15 protein-coding genes are annotated in these 16,078 nt (G+C 62.2%); 5 read left to right on the top strand and 10 right to left on the bottom strand.

The annotated features are described in order from the left end of the window. Window positions 1-3 precede the first annotated feature (3 nt). Entirely contained in the window at window positions 4-1,392 is a 1,389-nt protein-coding gene (locus tag AC2TC0_RS08255) for a helix-turn-helix domain-containing protein (protein WP_484717027.1), read from the bottom strand. A gap of 136 nt (window positions 1,393-1,528) precedes the next feature. Between AC2TC0_RS08255 and AC2TC0_RS08250 the strand changes: the two genes are divergently transcribed. Beyond that, on the top strand, window positions 1,529-3,121 hold the full coding sequence (locus AC2TC0_RS08250) for an isocitrate lyase (protein ID WP_484717026.1): 1,593 nt from the start codon (window positions 1,529-1,531) through the stop codon (window positions 3,119-3,121). Window positions 3,122-3,226: 105 nt separating this feature from the next. Here the strand turns inward: AC2TC0_RS08250 and AC2TC0_RS08245 are convergent, their stop codons facing one another. The 7 genes from AC2TC0_RS08245 to AC2TC0_RS08215 all read right to left on the bottom strand — a co-directional run bounded on the left by AC2TC0_RS08245 (window position 3,227) and on the right by AC2TC0_RS08215 (window position 10,397). Further along, window positions 3,227-3,703, bottom strand: a complete 477-nt coding sequence (locus AC2TC0_RS08245; RefSeq protein ID WP_484717025.1) for an SgcJ/EcaC family oxidoreductase — start codon at window positions 3,701-3,703, stop codon at window positions 3,227-3,229. 41 nt (window positions 3,704-3,744) lie between these two features. Further along, a complete protein-coding gene (locus AC2TC0_RS08240; RefSeq protein ID WP_484717024.1) occupies window positions 3,745-4,728 on the bottom strand; it encodes a TerC family protein in 984 nt (327 codons plus the stop codon). 78 nt (window positions 4,729-4,806) lie between these two features. Beyond that, window positions 4,807-4,989, bottom strand: a complete 183-nt coding sequence (locus tag AC2TC0_RS08235) for a YdcH family protein (RefSeq protein WP_484717023.1) — start codon at window positions 4,987-4,989, stop codon at window positions 4,807-4,809. A 305-nt stretch (window positions 4,990-5,294) separates the two neighbouring features. After that, a complete protein-coding gene (gene katG, locus AC2TC0_RS08230) occupies window positions 5,295-7,472 on the bottom strand; it encodes a catalase/peroxidase HPI (RefSeq protein WP_484717022.1) in 2,178 nt (725 codons plus the stop codon). Window positions 7,473-7,605: 133 nt separating this feature from the next. After that, window positions 7,606-8,907, bottom strand: coding sequence for an amidohydrolase (locus tag AC2TC0_RS08225; protein ID WP_484717021.1), 1,302 nt, complete (start codon window positions 8,905-8,907; stop codon window positions 7,606-7,608). A gap of 14 nt (window positions 8,908-8,921) precedes the next feature. After that, window positions 8,922-9,575, bottom strand: a complete 654-nt coding sequence (locus AC2TC0_RS08220; RefSeq protein ID WP_484717020.1) for a DUF4893 domain-containing protein — start codon at window positions 9,573-9,575, stop codon at window positions 8,922-8,924. 33 nt (window positions 9,576-9,608) lie between these two features. Next, window positions 9,609-10,397, bottom strand: a complete 789-nt coding sequence (locus AC2TC0_RS08215; RefSeq protein WP_484717019.1) for a 3-hydroxybutyrate dehydrogenase — start codon at window positions 10,395-10,397, stop codon at window positions 9,609-9,611. A gap of 102 nt (window positions 10,398-10,499) precedes the next feature. On the opposite strand from AC2TC0_RS08215, the gene ypfJ reads away from it, so the two are divergent. From ypfJ to AC2TC0_RS08195, 4 genes are all read left to right on the top strand, one after another. Then, on the top strand, window positions 10,500-11,405 hold the full coding sequence (gene ypfJ / locus AC2TC0_RS08210; protein ID WP_484717018.1) for a KPN_02809 family neutral zinc metallopeptidase: 906 nt from the start codon (window positions 10,500-10,502) through the stop codon (window positions 11,403-11,405). Window positions 11,406-11,434: 29 nt separating this feature from the next. Beyond that, window positions 11,435-12,682: a metal-dependent hydrolase family protein gene (locus AC2TC0_RS08205; RefSeq protein WP_484717017.1), complete on the top strand. Its 1,248-nt coding sequence runs from the start codon at window positions 11,435-11,437 to the stop codon at window positions 12,680-12,682. A 280-nt stretch (window positions 12,683-12,962) separates the two neighbouring features. Continuing rightward, on the top strand, window positions 12,963-13,865 hold the full coding sequence (locus AC2TC0_RS08200) for an SDR family NAD(P)-dependent oxidoreductase (RefSeq protein WP_484717016.1): 903 nt from the start codon (window positions 12,963-12,965) through the stop codon (window positions 13,863-13,865). Window positions 13,866-13,950: 85 nt separating this feature from the next. Continuing rightward, a complete protein-coding gene (locus AC2TC0_RS08195) occupies window positions 13,951-15,021 on the top strand; it encodes a hypothetical protein (protein ID WP_484717015.1) in 1,071 nt (356 codons plus the stop codon). Here the strand turns inward: AC2TC0_RS08195 and AC2TC0_RS08190 are convergent. Together AC2TC0_RS08190 and epsC are read right to left on the bottom strand one after the other, a co-directional pair. Beyond that, the gene (locus AC2TC0_RS08190; protein ID WP_484717014.1) at window positions 14,999-15,340 is read right to left on the bottom strand and encodes a DUF2794 domain-containing protein; all 342 of its coding nucleotides are present in this window, start codon (window positions 15,338-15,340) and stop codon (window positions 14,999-15,001) included. The two genes, AC2TC0_RS08195 and AC2TC0_RS08190, sit on opposite strands and share 23 nt — an antisense overlap. Beyond that, complete coding sequence (gene epsC, locus AC2TC0_RS08185) at window positions 15,340-16,053, bottom strand: serine O-acetyltransferase EpsC (protein WP_484717013.1); 714 nt, start codon at window positions 16,051-16,053, stop codon at window positions 15,340-15,342. Before epsC ends, AC2TC0_RS08190 begins: the two co-directional genes overlap by 1 nt. Between the last annotated feature and the right edge of the window lie 25 nt (window positions 16,054-16,078).

Raw genomic sequence — 16,078 nt, 5'->3', positions numbered from 1 at the left:
CCTTCACCCCGCAAAGTTGAACGGTGATCGCCCCCGCTCGCGATCGCTGAACTGTAGCGGTCGTCCGATCGGCGGCGCCGAACGCTGCGGACAGTTCGTCCGTGTGCACTTGCGGCACCCCGGCCCGATCGGCGTTGCCGGGGCGCGCAGCATGTCCAGCCCGCGTGCGGCGGCGATGGGTGCGGCAAGCTTGGCATCCACCCCGATGACCACGGCGAAGCGCGCGGGCGTGCCGCCGCCGCTCGCGCCGACCGCCGCCACCGCGCGCGCCTGCGTGTACCAGCGGCTGCCATCCTCCAGCTCGACCAGTTCGGACACCACCTCGCCCGCGCGCGCGAACGCCTCGTGCACGCTCCACAGCGGGCAGCGCGCATCGCCGTCGACCAGCGGGCTTTGGCTCGCGCCGGTGTAACGCTTGCTCGCCTGCCCCGCGCGGTCGATGCGCAGCATGAAAAAGGGCAAGCCGCGTGCGCCGACGCGCTGCAGCGTGGTCAGCCGGTGGGCGACCTGTTCGAACCCCGCCCCAAAGCGCCGCTGGAGCAGCAGCAGGTCATAACCCGTGCCCTCGCACGCGCGCAAAAACCGGCCATAGGGCATCATCAGCGCGGCCGCGAAATAATGGACCAGATGGCGGCGGAACAGGCGTTCGGCGGCGGCATCGCCCAGCCGCGCGCCCGCGACCAGCGCGTCGATGGCGTCCCCCTGCTCGCTCTGCGCCAGCACTGCGGCGGCCTGAAAGGTACGGCTGTTGGGGCGCAGCAGCTCGGACAGCACCAACTGGCGGCTGTGATAGTCGAGGTAACGCAGCCGGTCGGGCATCACCTCGGCGGGCATGATGCGGATGCCCAGCTGGTGCCGCGTGCGCAGCCGCTCGCTGATCTGCGCATACAGGTCGCTGCCAGCCAGCCGCAATTCGTCGGCGAGTGCCTCGGCTGCGGCGTCGAGGTCGGCAAAATGGTTGCGCCATTGTTCGATGGCCAGGCGGACGGCGCGCACTTCGGGGGCTTCGCTATCGACCGCCGCGCTGCCCTCTCCCCCCTTGGTATCGTAGAGCCGCGCAAAGGCTGCGGCGATCATCGGCGATGTCGCCAACCAATCCTCGACATCCTGCGGCTGGATATCGAGGTCCGCAAACATCGCATCGCCCAGCCGGCGCCGCAGGCCCGCAACGCCGCCAGCGACCGCGCTCTCGGTCAGCTGCGCCAGCTCGAACCCGAACCGCTCGGCCAGCCGCACCAGCACCGGCGCGGTCAAGGGCCGCTGGCCATGCTCGATCAGGTTGAGGTAGCTGGGCGAAATGTCCAGCGCTTCGGCCATGGCCGCCTGCGTCAGCCCAGCCGCGCGCCGCGCCTTGCGCACCGCGGCGCCCGCAAATACCCGCTGCTCGGCCATATGTAACTTTCTTTACAATTTCACCGACGAATATGCACGATATGAGCATTATTGACAAGATTTATTGACAAAGCTTTTCACGTTGCGCGGCACTTTCGCCAATATCCAATCATCACCTCCCACCAAGGACTGCACCATGGCCTATCAAGACGACATCGCCCAATCGGGCCGCATCATCCGCGACCAAGACGGCCGCTGGGATGCGATCAGCCCCGAAAGCGTCGCCCGCATGCGCGCGCAAAACCGGTTCCGTTCCGGTCTCGATATCGCCAAATATACCGCGCGCATCATGCGCGCCGACATGGCGGCCTATGACGCCGACCCGGCCAATTACACCCAGTCGCTCGGTTGCTGGCACGGCTTTGTCGCGCAGCAAAAGATGATTGCGGTCAAAAAGCATTTCGGCACCACCAAGGGCCGCTACATCTATCTCTCCGGCTGGATGATCGCCGCGCTGCGCAGCGAATTCGGACCCCTGCCCGACCAGTCGATGCACGAGAAGACCAGCGTCCCTGCGCTGATCGAGGAAATCTACACCTTTTTGCGCCAGGCCGATGCCCGCGAATTGGGCCTGATGTACCGCGAACTCGACGCAGCCCGTGAAGCCGGCGACGAGGTGAAGGCGAAGCAGCTGCTCAACGCCATCGACAATCATGAAACGCACGTCGTGCCGATAATTGCCGACATCGATGCCGGCTTCGGCAATGCCGAGGCGACCTATCTGCTTGCCAAGAAGATGATCGAGGCGGGGGCCTGCGCGCTCCAAATCGAAAATCAGGTGTCGGACGAAAAGCAATGCGGTCACCAGGACGGCAAAGTCACCGTCCCGCACGAAGATTTCCTCCAGAAAATCCGCGCTATCCGTTACGCCTTCATGGAACTCGGCGTAGAGGACGGCATCATTGTCGCGCGCACCGACAGCCTGGGCGCGGGCCTGACCAAGCAGATCGCTTTCAGCCGCGAACCCGGCGATCTGGGTGACCAGTATAACAGCTTCCTCGACTGCGAAGAGGTGGTCGGCGCAGGCAACCCCGGCGACGTCCTGATCAATCGCGATGGCAAGCTGCTGCGCCCCAAGCGGCTTCCCTCCAACCTGTTCCAGTTCCGCGCCGGATCGGGCGAGGACCGGTGCGTGCTCGACTGCATCACCAGCCTGCAAAATGGCGCCGACCTCATCTGGATCGAAACCGAAAAGCCGCACATCGAACAGATTGCCGGAATGGTCGACCGTATCCGCGAGGTCGTGCCGAACGCGAAGCTAGCCTATAACAATTCGCCCAGCTTCAACTGGACGCTCAACTTCCGCCAGCAGGTGTTCGACGCATGGGCCAAAGAAGGCCGCGACCTCGCCGCCTATGACCGCGCCAAGCTGATGAGCGCCGACTACGACGCCACCGATTTGGCAATCGAGGCCGATAATCGCATCCGCACCTTCCAGCGCGACGCTGCCAAGCGTGCCGGGATTTTCCATCACCTCATCACGCTGCCGACCTATCACACCGCCGCACTCAGCACCGACAATCTGGCCAAGGATTATTTCGGCGAAATGGGGATGCTCGGCTATGTCGCGGGCGTCCAGCGCAAGGAAATCCGCCAGGGCATTGCGTGCGTGAAGCACCAGAATATGTCCGGGAGCGACATTGGCGATGATCACAAGGAATATTTCGCCGGCGAAGCCGCGCTGAAAGCAGCGGGCAAGGACAACACGATGAACCAGTTCGCCGCATAAACAGTTTGCGCGGCGGACCTCGCCGCCGCGCTCACCTGCTTTCCTGGGGAGGAAAGCCTGCCCGCCGGAAGTCGCAAGACCTCCGGCGGGCATTTTCTTGCACGATCAAGTGGTTGGGCGCAGCGAACTGTGCAGATGCGCGATCTTCCATTTACCGTCTTCATAGACATAGATGAAGCTGAAGCGCGCGGAGGCTTCACTAACTTCGCCCGTTGTCGGATTGGTCAGCTTGACGGTCCAATTGCCGACGCGCGTTGCCATGTTGCATCCGACCGTCGTTTCGGATTCGGTCACCGTGCCGAATGGTTTGTTAGCCAGGAAGCCGACAAAATAGTCGCGAATTCCTGCCGCATCGGTGCGCATCTTACCCGACACGGTAGGCAGCAACACGGCATCTTTGCTGAACAGCGCGGTCACCACATCGGGGTTCCGCGTTTGGAACCCGTCGTTGAATTCCTTGAACAACCCGTCAACTTGCGCCTGGGTTACCGCGACGCACTTGGCGGCATTGGTCTTGGCCTCGGCCACGACGGGAATGGTGGCCACTGCGGCCATGGCCAGGACAACGGCAGTCAATTTCATTTTACTCTCCTGTCAGTTTTGGTTGGGGATAAAAACAAACATCAGTGGGCCTCGGAGGGCTGGCCGCGGGTCTTCACCAGCGACCAGATAACTCCGCCTGCAATCAGGCCCATGGTGACGCCCAGGCTCAGCACCGGCGGGAACTTGTCCCCGCCGAGGACGAAGTCAGCGACGAAAATCTTGGACCCGATGAACACCAGCACCAACGCCAGCGCATATTTCAGGTAATGGAAGCGGTGCACCATCGCCGCAAGCGCAAAGTACAGCGCGCGCAGGCCCAAAATCGCCATGATGTTCGACGTATAAACGATGAAGGTGTCGGTCGTGATCGCAAAGATCGCCGGCACACTGTCGACCGCGAAGATGAGGTCGGCGATGTTGATGACGATCAGCGCGAGCAGCAGCGGCGTCATCGCCCGCACCAACTTGCCGGACTTTTCGTCGGGCACCTTCACCACGAATTTTTCACCGTGCAGTTCCTTGGTGACGCGGAAATGCTTGTTCATGAACCTGACGACCGGATTGTTCGCCACGTCCATTTCCTGCTCGCCGGTCATCAGCATCTTCACACCGGTGAAGATCAGGAAGACAGCGAAGATATAGAGCGTCCAGTAAAATTCCTGAACCAGCGCCGCACCCAGCGCGATCATGATGCCGCGCAGCACGATAACAGCCAAAATGCCCCACAGCAGCGCGCGATACTGATATTTCGGCGGGATCGCGAAATAGGTGAAGATCATCGAGATGACGAAGACATTGTCGATCGACAGCGCCTTTTCGATGAAGAAGCCGGTGTAATATTTCATGCCCAGGTCGGCGCCCTTGGCGTACCAGACCCACAGGCCGAACAGCAAAGCCACGCTAATATAGAAGGCCGACAGTTTGAGCGATTCCGCAACGCCCATTTCCTTGTCTTCCTTGTGCAAAATGCCAAGGTCGAACACGGTCAGCGCCGCTACAATGCCCAGAAAGGCGAGCCAGAACCAGACCGGCGTGCCCAGCCAGATGGTGGTTAGAAATTCCATGTCCCTGTTTTCCAAACTAGGCCGCCCCGGCGCGCAATTGCCGGGGCGGCGAAAATAAACTTGCTAGATTGCGGTAAGTCAGCGCGCCCGAACGGGCTTGCGCATCAACTGCGCCAGCCGGTCCTTGACCGCCAGCTTCAGCTTCTTAAGCCGCAGCACGCGCAAACGGTCACCCGACGGACGCGCAGCTTCGCGCCGGATCGCTTCGTCGAGCTGGCGATGCACCTGCGTCAGGCGGAAAAGATAAGGATTAAGCGACATAAACATGGCCTCCTGAAAGAGCTTTGACTCTCGACTCAGGTGACCCGATGCGCCGCCTCTCTGTGAGGGGGGAGGGAAAGGCCATAGCGCACCGGGATCACCCGATGCGGTCCGACATCACATCCTGCAAGTGCAAGAATGTCAGAGGGGCCCGGCCCGCATACCGCCTTAATGCGCGAGCATTGGGATTGGTTGCACGACCAAACAAAAAAATTTCCTGCGTCGAATCCCAGCAAAAAGCCCCGGCCTCCTTTACGGAAACCGGGGCTCCTTGCGACCCGTCAAGAGGGGGGAAACGACGGGTATTACATCAGGTCAAAGCGATCTGCGTTCATCACCTTGACCCAGGCCTTGATGAAGTCGCGCACGAATTTTTCTTCATTGCCATTTTCGGCATAGACTTCAGCAGTGGCGCGCAGCTGCGAATTCGAGCCGAACACCAGGTCGGTCCGCGTCCCGCGCCATTTCACCTGCTTGCCGGTGCGATCCTTGCCGACGAAGCGATCGTCGCTTGCCGGGTCGGCCTGTTCCCAGAAGACGTCATTGTCGAGCAGGTTAACAAAGAAGTCGTTGGTCAGCACACCCTTGCGAGCGGTGAACACGCCATCAGGTGTGTCGCCATGGTTGGCACCCAGCACGCGCAATCCGCCGACCAGCACAGTCATTTCAGGTGCCGAGAGGCCCAAGAGCGACGCACGGTCCAGCAGCAACTCTTCCGTCTTCACCGGCTGCGGCGACTTCAGATAGTTACGGAAGCCATCGGCCTGCGGTTCCATCCAAACGAAGCTTTCAATATCGGTCCACTCCTGCGTCGCGTCGCCGCGCCCGCCGGTAAAGGGCACCGTCATGTTGAAGCCAGCGTCCTTGGCCGCCTTTTCGACCGCTGCCGAACCCGCCAGCACAATCGCGTCAGCCAGGCTCAGCGACCCACGCAGCTCATTCAGCTTAGCCAACACCTTGGCGAGCTCGGCGGGCTCGTTGACGTCCCAATCCTTCTGCGGGGCGAGCGCGATACGCGCACCGTTGGCGCCGCCGCGCTTGTCGGACTTGCGGTAGGTCGAGGCCGACGCCCAAGCCGTCTTGACGAGCTGCGAAACCGTCAGACCTGATGACAGCACCGCCGCCTTGAACGCCGCCACATCGCCATCCGAAGGCATAGTGCCGGCAGGAACCGGATCCTGCCAGATCAGGTCTTCGGCCGGGACTTCCGGTCCAAGGTAAAGGCTCTTGGGGCCCATATCGCGGTGGCACAGCTTAAACCAGGCGCGCGCAAACGCATCATCCAGCGCCGCCTGATCATCACGGAACCGCTCCGAAATCGCGCGGAATTCGGGATCCATCTTAAGCGCCATATCAGCGGTCGTCATCATGGTAGGCACGCGCTTGTTGGGGTCGCGCGCGTCGGGGGCCATATCTTCCGGATCGGGGTTGATCGGCTGCCACTGCTGCGCACCCGCCGGGCTGCGCACCAGTTCATAGTCATATTTGAACAGCAGGCGGAAATAGTCGTTGCCCCACTGGGTCGGGTTCGGCGTCCAAGCGCCTTCGATGCCCGACGTGGTAATGTGGCCCTGCCCGATTTCATCCTGATCGGTCAGCCAGCCAAAACCCTGCAGATGCATAGCTTCCGACGCCGGGCTGTTGCCAAAGGTTTCGGCAGGCTTCGCGCCATGCGCCTTGCCAAAGGCGTGACCACCGGCAGTGAGCGCGACGGTTTCTTCGCTGTTCATCGCCATGCGGCTAAAGGTCGCGCGCATGTCGCGTGCCGACTGCAACGGGTCAGGATTGCCGCCCGGGCCTTCGGGATTGACGTAGATCAAGCCCATCTGGATCGCCGCGAGCGGCCCTTCCAGTTCTTCGGCACCTTCTTCAGGAATGATGCGCGTCTTGGCGCCTTGATTCACCCAAAGCTCTTCGGTGCCCCAGAAGGTATCGCCTTCGGACTGATACACGTCCTTACGCCCGCCCCCGAAGCCGAATACCGGGCCGCCCATCGACTCAATGGCGACATTGCCCGCGAGGATGAAAAGGTCGGCCCAGCTGATCGACTGGCCATATTTCTGCTTGATCGGCCACAGCAGGCGGCGGGCCTTGTCGAGGTTGCCGTTGTCGGGCCAGCTGTTCAGCGGCTCGAACCGCTGCTGCCCGCTGCCCGCACCGCCACGACCATCGGTTACGCGATAGGTGCCCGCGGCGTGCCAGGCCATGCGGATCATAAAGGGGCCATAATGACCATAGTCTGCCGGCCACCAAGGCTTGCTGTCGGTCATCAAGGCCGTGAGGTCATTCTTCAACGCCTGATAATCGAGTTTCTTGAAAGCCTCGGCATAATCGAAATCGGGACCCATGGGGTCGGGTGACACGCCATTTTGGTGCAGCATGTCGACGGGCAGCGCGTCGGGCCACCAATCCTTATTCTGGCGGCCCAGCAATGAGCGGGCAGCGCCTTGATGGGGGAACGGGCATTTTGCAGGGGCGTTCATCATCTCTCTCCTTTGGGGTAGGGACTCGCCGCATCGACGACCAGTATGACCGCATGGTTGCGCCACGCGTCCTTATCGGTCCAATAAATCAAACCGCATTCACTAATCGATTTCACCGCAATTCGCGGCGCAGCTATTTGCCTAGCAGCTTCAGCGTCATCGCCGTCATTGCTTCGGTCGCGGTAGCCACCACCACCGGCGCGTCGGGGGCCCAAAAGGGCGAATGCAGGCTGGGCAACTGCCGCCCCTCCTTCATCGCCGCATCATATTCGGCCTGCTTCACGCCGCCGACCCAGAATATCAGCGATTTGATACTGTTATCGGCGCGGTAAAACTGTCCGAAATCCTCACCGCCCATCACAGCGGGAACCTGCCGAACGCGGCTTTCGCCGAAATGGCTCTTCAGGAACGCGCCCATCTCGACCGTAAACTCGGGACTGTTGTATGTGGATGGCGTAAATTCTTGCTCCTCAACGCGCACCACCGGCATCCGGTCTTCGGGCATGCCCGCGGCAATCGCCTCTCCGCGCGAAATTCGGCGGATGCCGTCAAGCATCTTCTTGCGCGTCTCGTCTGAAAAGCTGCGCACTGTCAGCTGCAACTTGGCCTCGTCCGAAATAATATTGTGCTTGGTGCCGGCGTGAAAACTGCCCACGGTCACCACGGCGGCATCCTGCGGGTCAAGCTCGCGTGACACCAGGGTCTGGAGCGAGCCAACAATGCGGCTGGCGAGCACAATCGGGTCCTTGGTGGTGTGCGGGTAGGCGCCATGCCCGCCGACGCCTTTCACGTGGATATCGACGCTGTCGACATTGGCCAGCGCAAAGCCGGGGGTATAGCCAATCATGCCGGCGGGAAACTGCGCCGCATCGTGAAAAGCGATGGCATAGTCCGGCTTGGGGAAACGGGTGAACAACCCGTCTTTCAACATCGCGACGGCCCCGGCACCGCGCTCCTCGGCGGGCTGGCCGATCATGACCAAAGTGCCCGACCATTTGTCCTTGCTCGCCGCCAGCATGCGCGCGGTGCCTACCCAGGCGGTCATATGGGTGTCATGACCGCAGGCGTGCATCACACCGGTTTCGACGCCTTCCTTGGTCACCACGCGGACTTTTGAAGCGCCGGGCAGCCCCGTTTGTTCGGTCACCGGCAACCCGTCCATATCGGCGCGGATCAGCACCACGGGCCCGGGCCCGTTGCGCATGACCGCCACAACACCATGCCCCCCGACTTTCTCGGTCACCTCAAACCCCGCAGCGCGGGCTTCGCGTGCCATCACTGCAGCCGAGCGCTCTTCCATAAAGCTCAATTCGGGATTGGCATGCAGATCGTCATAGATCGCCATCAACGATGGCAGTTCGGCCTTGATCTTCGCGTCCATGCCCTGCCCCGCGGCGGGCGCCGCCAACATCAGCGACAGGGTTAGCAGTGCCATATTGCGCATCATCTTCACTCCGCAGGAACAAGCTCGATCACGTCGAGCAGGGATTCAAAGGCCGGACGCGGGAACACGATCCGCCAGCGCCGATCGCCAATGCGCTCAACGATCCCGGCCATATCGCGCAGCTGGTCGCTGCCATAGTCTAGCGCCATCGTCTCATCGCCCAACACAAGCGTACCGAGGAAAATTAGGCGCTGGCGATCATCCGGAAACAGTCGGCCATTCAGCCGCTGCGATCCGCGTGTCTTGACCATACTGACATAGCCCGATTCATCGCCGACCTGGCAATCGAACCAGTCATAGGTGATAAAGCCGGGCCCAGCTCCCTGCGTGCCGATTTTAACGGTGCGGCACCGAAAAGCGCCCATCGGCAGTTCCGGATTCATAAGCGCCGCTTGCGGGTCGAGCAGTGCCCCTTCAGCAGCGATTTGCGGTGCAAACCCCTTGGCGCGCGCGTCAGCCAGAGCAGCGGTCCATGTGCCATACCAATCGCGCACGCGCGCGCGGTCACGCGGCGTCGCCATCGCCCGCCACCCTGCAGGATCATTGACGCCCTTGTTCCCCGACGCAAAGGCACCCTTCACGTCGGCGGCAATATCGGAACAGCCGGACAGCAGCAGCATCCCGATGGTCAGCATCGCCGCGCTTAATGGACCCCGCATCACACCCCTCTCGCCGTGCATCCTGTCACCTTGCTATTGCGCGGTCCAGCCACCATCGACGGACAAATTGGTGCCAGTAATGGCGCTGGCGGCATCCCCGCAAAGAAACAGCGCGAGCGCCGCCAATTGTTCGACTTGCACAAATTGCTTCTGCGGCTGTTTGTCGAGCAGCACCTGGCTCACCACCTCGTCATAGCTCATGCCGCGCGCCTTCATTGTGTCCGGGATCTGGTTTTCAACCAACGGGGTCCAGACATAGCCGGGGCAGATGTTATTGACGGTAATACCCTGCGTCGCAACCTCCAGCGCCACGGTCTTCGTCAGCCCGGCCAGCCCGTGCTTCGCACTGTTATACGCGGCCTTAAAGGGACTGGCGACCAGGCTGTGCATCGATCCCGTATTGATGATCCGCCCCCACCCTTTCGCCTTCATCGCCGGCAGCACGGCCTTGGTCGCATGGAAGGCCGACGACAAAATGATCGCCAGTACCGCGTCCCACTTTTCCTCCGGGAACTCATCGACTGGCGCGACATGCTGGATGCCTGCATTGTTGATCAAAATGTCGGGCGCGCCAAACGCGGTGGTGCAGGTCGCCACCATATCGCGGATGTCCGCTGGCTTGGTCATGTCGGCGCCGTGATGCACCGCCTTGCCCCCATTTAGCTCGCCCAGTTCGGCGACCATGGACGCAATCGCAGCAGCATCGCCAAAGCCATTGATCATGACTGCCGCCCCGGCCCCGGCGAGCGCGCGCGCATAGCCCAGCCCGATGCCAGAGGTGGATCCGGTGATCAACGCGGTGCGGCCGCTAAGGTCGGTCATCGGGGCTTCACTCCTCACTGTGGCAGGGACGGCAAGAACCGCATTCTCAAACCCTTGTCGCGGGTCTATGCAGGGGTCAAGCCAAGACCAAAAGGATGCCGCATGCGCCTTGACGATTATGATCCAGGAGACGACATCCGCGACCTGGGGCGCGGCGGTGGCGGCGGCTTTGGCGGCGGCGGGGGCGGCGGCATGGGTGGCCTGCTCATCGGGTTGCTGCCGATGTTGCTCGGCCGCAAAATGGGCTGCGGCACACTGCTCATCCTTGGTATCGCGGGCTATTTTCTGCTGTCGAGCGGCATGCTCAACCTTGCCGGGCCGGCCGAAGCGCCGTCGGGCACCAGCCAGTCCTCGGCGACCAACATCGCCTGTGACACGGCCGAAGAACGCTTCGCCTGCAACGTGTTCGGCTCGACGCATCAGGTGTGGGACGGACTGATCCAGAATTACCAGCGCCCGACACTGAATTTCTTCACCGACAGCAACCGCTCGGGCTGCGGCGCCGCGCAGGCTGCAATGGGGCCATTTTACTGTCCTGCCGATCAGGGCGTCTACATCGACACCAGCTTCTTCAACGAACTCGGCCAGCGCTTCGGCGCGGCGGGCGACGCCGCACAGGCCTATGTCATTGCGCACGAGGTCGGCCACCATGTCCAGACCATCAGCGGCATTTCCGATCAGGTTCGGCAGGCGCAGCAGCGGGCAAGCCGCGCCGAGGGCAATGCGCTGCAAGTGCGCATGGAACTGCAGGCCGACTGCTATGCGGGCGTATGGGCCGCAAGCGCGCGCACCCGCGATGGCCAGTCGGTGATCGAACCCGGCGACATTGAAGAAGCGCTGCGCGCCGCCAACGCCATCGGCGACGATAATCTGATGCGCTCGGCGGGTCATCGTCCGGTGCCTGAAAGCTTTACCCACGGCACCAGCGAACAGCGGATGACCTGGCTGCGCCGCGGCCTGCAAACGGGCGACCCACGCCAGTGCAATACCTTCGACGCTGCGCTGTAGGTATTACAGCCGCCCTGTGGCTTGGCGTGGTGCCCGTCACCGCGTCGGTGCCTTCACGTGACCTCTATATTCACGCTGGCCGCCTGATCGATGGCATCGGCGAGAGCGCCCTCGAAAATCAGTGCATCACGACGCGCGGTCCGCGCATCCAGTCGGTTGAACCCTGCGGTCCAACCCCGCCGGGGCTTGAACGCATCGACTGGTCGCACCTCACCGTGGTGCCGGGCCTGATCGACCTCCACACCCATCTCGCCGATGCCGGCCAAAGCAGCGACCTTGCCGAACCCCTCAAGACTTCACCCGCGGCGACCGCTTTGATTGGCGCGCGCCATGCCCGCGTCACATTGGAAGCCGGTTTCACCAGCGTGCGCGACGTTGGCACTTATCGTGGCCTGACCGATATTGCCTTGCGCAACGCCATTGCACGCGGCGACGTGCCGGGTCCGCGCATGTATGTCGCGGGCGCCTATCTCACCATCCCTGGCGGCGGCGGCGAGCTCAACGGGGTCGTCAAGGACAACCGCGACCTGCCCGCCGACATGCGTCTTGGCGTCGCCGCGACGCCTGAAGAGGCCGCCGCCAAAACCACCGCGCTGCTCGATGCGGGGGCCGACTTTATCAAAGTCATCGCCACCGGCGCAGTGCTGGCCATCGGCACCGAACCCGGCGAGCCCGAACTCACGCCCGAACAGCTGCGCGCCATCGTCGCTGTTGCCCATGCGCGCGGGAAAAAGGTCACCGCGCACGCCCACGGCACGGTGGGAATTCGCAACGCTATCCTCGCGGGCGTCGACAGCATCGAGCATGCCAGCCTGGCCGACGAGGCCGTGCTGCAATTGGCCAAAGAACGCGGCGTCGCGCTGGTCATGGATATTTACAACGGCGACTATATCGACACTGAGGGTCGCAACCAGGGTTGGCCCGAAGAATATCTCCGCAAGAACCGTGAGACAACGGATGTCCAGCGCGCCGCCTTTCGCCGCGCGGTCGAACTGGGCGTAACCATCGGTTATGGCACCGACGCCGGCGTCTATCCGCACGGCCAGAACGGCAAGCAATTCGCCTATATGGTCCAGCACGGCATGACGCCCATGCAGGCAATCAAATCGGCCACTTCCGTCGCCGCGCGCATCATCGGTGCCGAAGCTGACATTGGTACGATCGCTCCGGGCCGTTACGCCGACCTCTTGGGTATAGACGGCGACCCTTTAACCGACATAAGCATACTCGAGCGCCCGCCACTGACTGTACTGCAAGGCGGCCGCCTCATTCGCTGACAAAACGGCTTTCCTACATTGCATAAATCTGCACATTGGCATCGATGCACGCCGCGCCCGCCTCGCCCGCATTTTCGCCGCTGCAATTGCAACTTCGTAAAAGCAACAAAGGATACAGTTTCAGTGCGACTGGCGGTATCTTTTGTAGCTTTAAGGATCGGCCACATTTCCTACAAAACTGTGTGAAGTTGCGCAGAATTCTGCGGTTTGGCGGCACGTCCGCACTTGCGCCCGGCGCTTCAGCGGCTATGCAACCGCGCAGCACATCAGGGAGACTAATATGACCATCAGCTTTGCCAATCGCGTTGCCATCGTCACCGGCGCGGGCGGCGGTTTGGGCCGCGCCTATGCGCTTGAACTCGCACGGCGCGGGGCAAAGGTGGTGGTCAATGATCTGGGCGGCGCGCGCGACGGCACCGGTGCCAGCGACGCTGCGCACAAGGTGGTGGAGGAAATCAAGGCCGCAGGCGGTGACGCTATGGCCAATGGCGGCAGCGTCACTGAATATGAACAGATGGTCGAAATGGTCGCACGGGCGAAAGGGGCGTGGGGCGGCGTCCATATCCTCATCAACAACGCCGGCATCCTGCGCGACAAGACCTTTGCCAAGATGGACCCGTCCGATTTTGAACTGGTCGTGCGCGTCCATCTGCTCGGCAGCGCCAACGCCACCAAAGCCTGCTGGGATCTGATGCGCGAGCAAAATTATGGCCGCATCCTGATGACCGCTTCGTCGACTGGCCTGTTCGGCAATTTCGGCCAGGCCAATTATGGCGCCGCCAAGCTGGGCCTCGCGGGCCTAACCAAAACGCTTTATCTCGAAGGCGCGAAATACAATGTGCACGTGAACACGCTGTCGCCCGTCGCGGGCACGCGCATGACCGAGGACCTGTTCCCGCCGGAATTGTTCGAGAAGTTCACGCCTGAAAATGTCGTCCCCGCTGCGCTTTATCTGGTCAGCGAAGATGCGCCGTCGAACATGATCATCGGCGCGGGCGCAGGGGCCTATCACGCCGCCTATGTCACGCTGACCCCCGGCATCGCGCTGCCCGAAGGCGAACGCACGCCCGAAGGCTTCGCCGCAAACTGGGAGGCGATTATCGACCGTACAGGAGACACCGTGCCGCAATCGGGCAGCGGCCAGTCGATGGTGGTGATGCAGGCGCTGCAGAAATTGGGATAGGCGCGCTGCCGTATTGACACAGCAATACACCCTTGCTATCACGCGCATGGGGCAAGGGGGATCGATCTGATAAAGGACGACCCCGATGTATAGCGACAGCGACCTGCAACAGGCGGTCGACGCAGGTGTGATCAATCCGGAAGCGGTCGCCGCTTTCCGGGCCCACATCGCTGCGTCGCGTGCCGCGCCCGGCGCCGATGAGGAGCATTTCCGCCTCATCACTGGTTTCAACGATATTTTCGTCGGCATCGCCGCCGTCATTCTGCTGGTGGCAGTGGGCTGGATCGGCCAATCGGTGCACGAGGCACTGGCGGGACTGTTCGTCGCGGTCACTGCTTGGGGCCTTGCCGAATTTTTCACGCGCCGCCGCCGGATGGCGCTCCCCAGCATCATTCTGATGATCGCCTTTGCCGGTGGTGTGTTCGGAACCATGGGCGGCTTTCTGGTGCGCCATGGCGAGGCATGGTTTGGTAACCAGCCCGCCGACTGGATCCCCGGCACCTTGCTCGCCGGCATGGGTCTGATCACTGCCGCAGCCACCTGGTTCCATTGGAAACGCTTCATGGTGCCGATCACCGTTGCAGCAGGGGCCGCCGCGCTTGCGGGCACGGCCATCGCGTTGGTGTTGGCAGCGACCGGCTTTGACCAGCCGGACGAGAATCTGGTGCTCACGCTGGTGCTGATTGCCGGTGTCGGCATTTTTACTCTCGCTATGTGGTGGGACCGCAGCGATCGCGCACGCCAGACCCGGCGCAGCGATGTTGCCTTTTGGCTGCACCTGCTCGCCGCGCCGATGATCGCGCATCCGATTTTCGCGCTGCTCGGCGTCACCGACGGCAATGACATTGCCAGCGGCGCAGCCGTGGCTGTCATCGGCATCTATATCCTGTTCGGCATGGTGGCGCTGGCCATCGACCGCCGCGCGTTGCTGGTGTCGGCATTGGCCTATGTGCTGTTCGCACTGACCCAGCTGTTCCGCGAATTCGGTGCCGTTGAACTCAACGTTGCCCTGACCGCCTTTGTTATCGGCAGCGCGCTGCTGCTGCTGTCTGCTTTCTGGCAGAATGCGCGCAGCGTCGTGGTGGCATTGCTGCCAGCGTCGCTGGCACAACATCTGCCGGCAACAACTGCTGTCAGTCCGCAACCAGCTTCATAAGCCGCCGTTCCACCGGCGCGAGTACACCGGTAAGGTCGTGCCCGCGCCGGAGCACCGCCCCGCCTTCGGACACCAGCGCCCACATGCCCTGGCGATTCCGCAAGGCGGGGCGCTTTTCTATGCGGAACTCGGGGCGTTCAGCGGCGCGGCGAAAGGCAGAAAAGGTGGCCACCTCGCGCCCGAAATCCAGCGCATAATCGCGCCAGTTTCCAGCGGCAACCATGCGGCCATACAGGTCAAGAATGCGGTTGAGTTCGATGCGGTCAAAGGCAACCGGTGCCGGATAACGGGAATAGGGAAAGGGGGTTACCTCACCCATCAGGCCGATTTGCGCCCGCCCTTGCGCGCTGCGGGCATTGGAGCCGCTTCGGTCTTTGCGTCCGCCTGCAGCGCCGCAAGCTGCTTCTGCAGGACCTCTAGTTGGCACTGCAATATCTCCAGCTTCTGCGTTGCGGGATCGAACATCTCGCTGCACGGCGTGCCATAGGGGACGAATTCGCGCGCATAATCCTTGGCATCGACCAGCTGCGGCTTGGCGGGGATGCCAACCATCACCGCACCTTCCGGCACATCCTTGGTCACCACGGCGTTGGCACCAATGCGCGCGCGGCTGGAGACCGTGATGGGACCCAAGATCTGAGCGCCCGACCCGACGATGACATCATCAGCCAGCGTCGGATGGCGTTTGCCTGCCACCCCGTTGGCGGGATCGGTACCGCCCAAAGTCACGCACTGGTAAATCGTCACATTGTCGCCAATTTCGGCGGTCTCGCCGATCACGGTAAAGCCATGGTCGATGAACAGGTGGCGTCCAATCTTCGCGCCGGGATGAATGTCAATCGCCGTCAACCAGCGCGACCAATGATTCACCAGCCGCGCCAGAAAGAACATCTCGGCTTCATACAGCCAATGGGCAACGCGGTGGTATCCGACTGCCCACAAGCCGGGATAAAGCAGCACTTCCCAACGCGTGCGCGGCGCGGGGTCGCGCGACTTGATGCTGTCGAGATAGTCGATCAAAGCAGCGACCATGGCGGACCCCTGTTGCTATTGTCGC

Source organism: Sphingopyxis sp. sgz302558 (assembly GCF_057220455.1).
Note: the sequence above shows the minus strand (reverse complement) of the source record. Positions and strands in the feature narration are given on the sequence as shown.

What these genes read in the sequence shown, in the direction of transcription:
- AC2TC0_RS08255 (WP_484717027.1), bottom strand. Translation starts at nt 1,392, where the DNA reads ATGGCCGAGCAGCGGGTATTTGCGGGCGCCGCGGTGCGCAAGGCGCGG.
- AC2TC0_RS08250 (WP_484717026.1), top strand. Translation starts at nt 1,529, where the DNA reads ATGGCCTATCAAGACGACATCGCCCAATCGGGCCGCATCATCCGCGAC.
- AC2TC0_RS08245 (WP_484717025.1), bottom strand. Translation starts at nt 3,703, where the DNA reads ATGAAATTGACTGCCGTTGTCCTGGCCATGGCCGCAGTGGCCACCATT.
- AC2TC0_RS08240 (WP_484717024.1), bottom strand. Translation starts at nt 4,728, where the DNA reads ATGGAATTTCTAACCACCATCTGGCTGGGCACGCCGGTCTGGTTCTGG.
- AC2TC0_RS08235 (WP_484717023.1), bottom strand. Translation starts at nt 4,989, where the DNA reads ATGTCGCTTAATCCTTATCTTTTCCGCCTGACGCAGGTGCATCGCCAG.
- katG (WP_484717022.1), bottom strand. Translation starts at nt 7,472, where the DNA reads ATGAACGCCCCTGCAAAATGCCCGTTCCCCCATCAAGGCGCTGCCCGC.
- AC2TC0_RS08225 (WP_484717021.1), bottom strand. Translation starts at nt 8,907, where the DNA reads ATGGCACTGCTAACCCTGTCGCTGATGTTGGCGGCGCCCGCCGCGGGG.
- AC2TC0_RS08220 (WP_484717020.1), bottom strand. Translation starts at nt 9,575, where the DNA reads ATGCGGGGTCCATTAAGCGCGGCGATGCTGACCATCGGGATGCTGCTG.
- AC2TC0_RS08215 (WP_484717019.1), bottom strand. Translation starts at nt 10,397, where the DNA reads ATGACCGACCTTAGCGGCCGCACCGCGTTGATCACCGGATCCACCTCT.
- ypfJ (WP_484717018.1), top strand. Translation starts at nt 10,500, where the DNA reads ATGCGCCTTGACGATTATGATCCAGGAGACGACATCCGCGACCTGGGG.
- AC2TC0_RS08200 (WP_484717016.1), top strand. Translation starts at nt 12,963, where the DNA reads ATGACCATCAGCTTTGCCAATCGCGTTGCCATCGTCACCGGCGCGGGC.
- AC2TC0_RS08195 (WP_484717015.1), top strand. Translation starts at nt 13,951, where the DNA reads ATGTATAGCGACAGCGACCTGCAACAGGCGGTCGACGCAGGTGTGATC.
- AC2TC0_RS08190 (WP_484717014.1), bottom strand. Translation starts at nt 15,340, where the DNA reads ATGGGTGAGGTAACCCCCTTTCCCTATTCCCGTTATCCGGCACCGGTT.
- epsC (WP_484717013.1), bottom strand. Translation starts at nt 16,053, where the DNA reads ATGGTCGCTGCTTTGATCGACTATCTCGACAGCATCAAGTCGCGCGAC.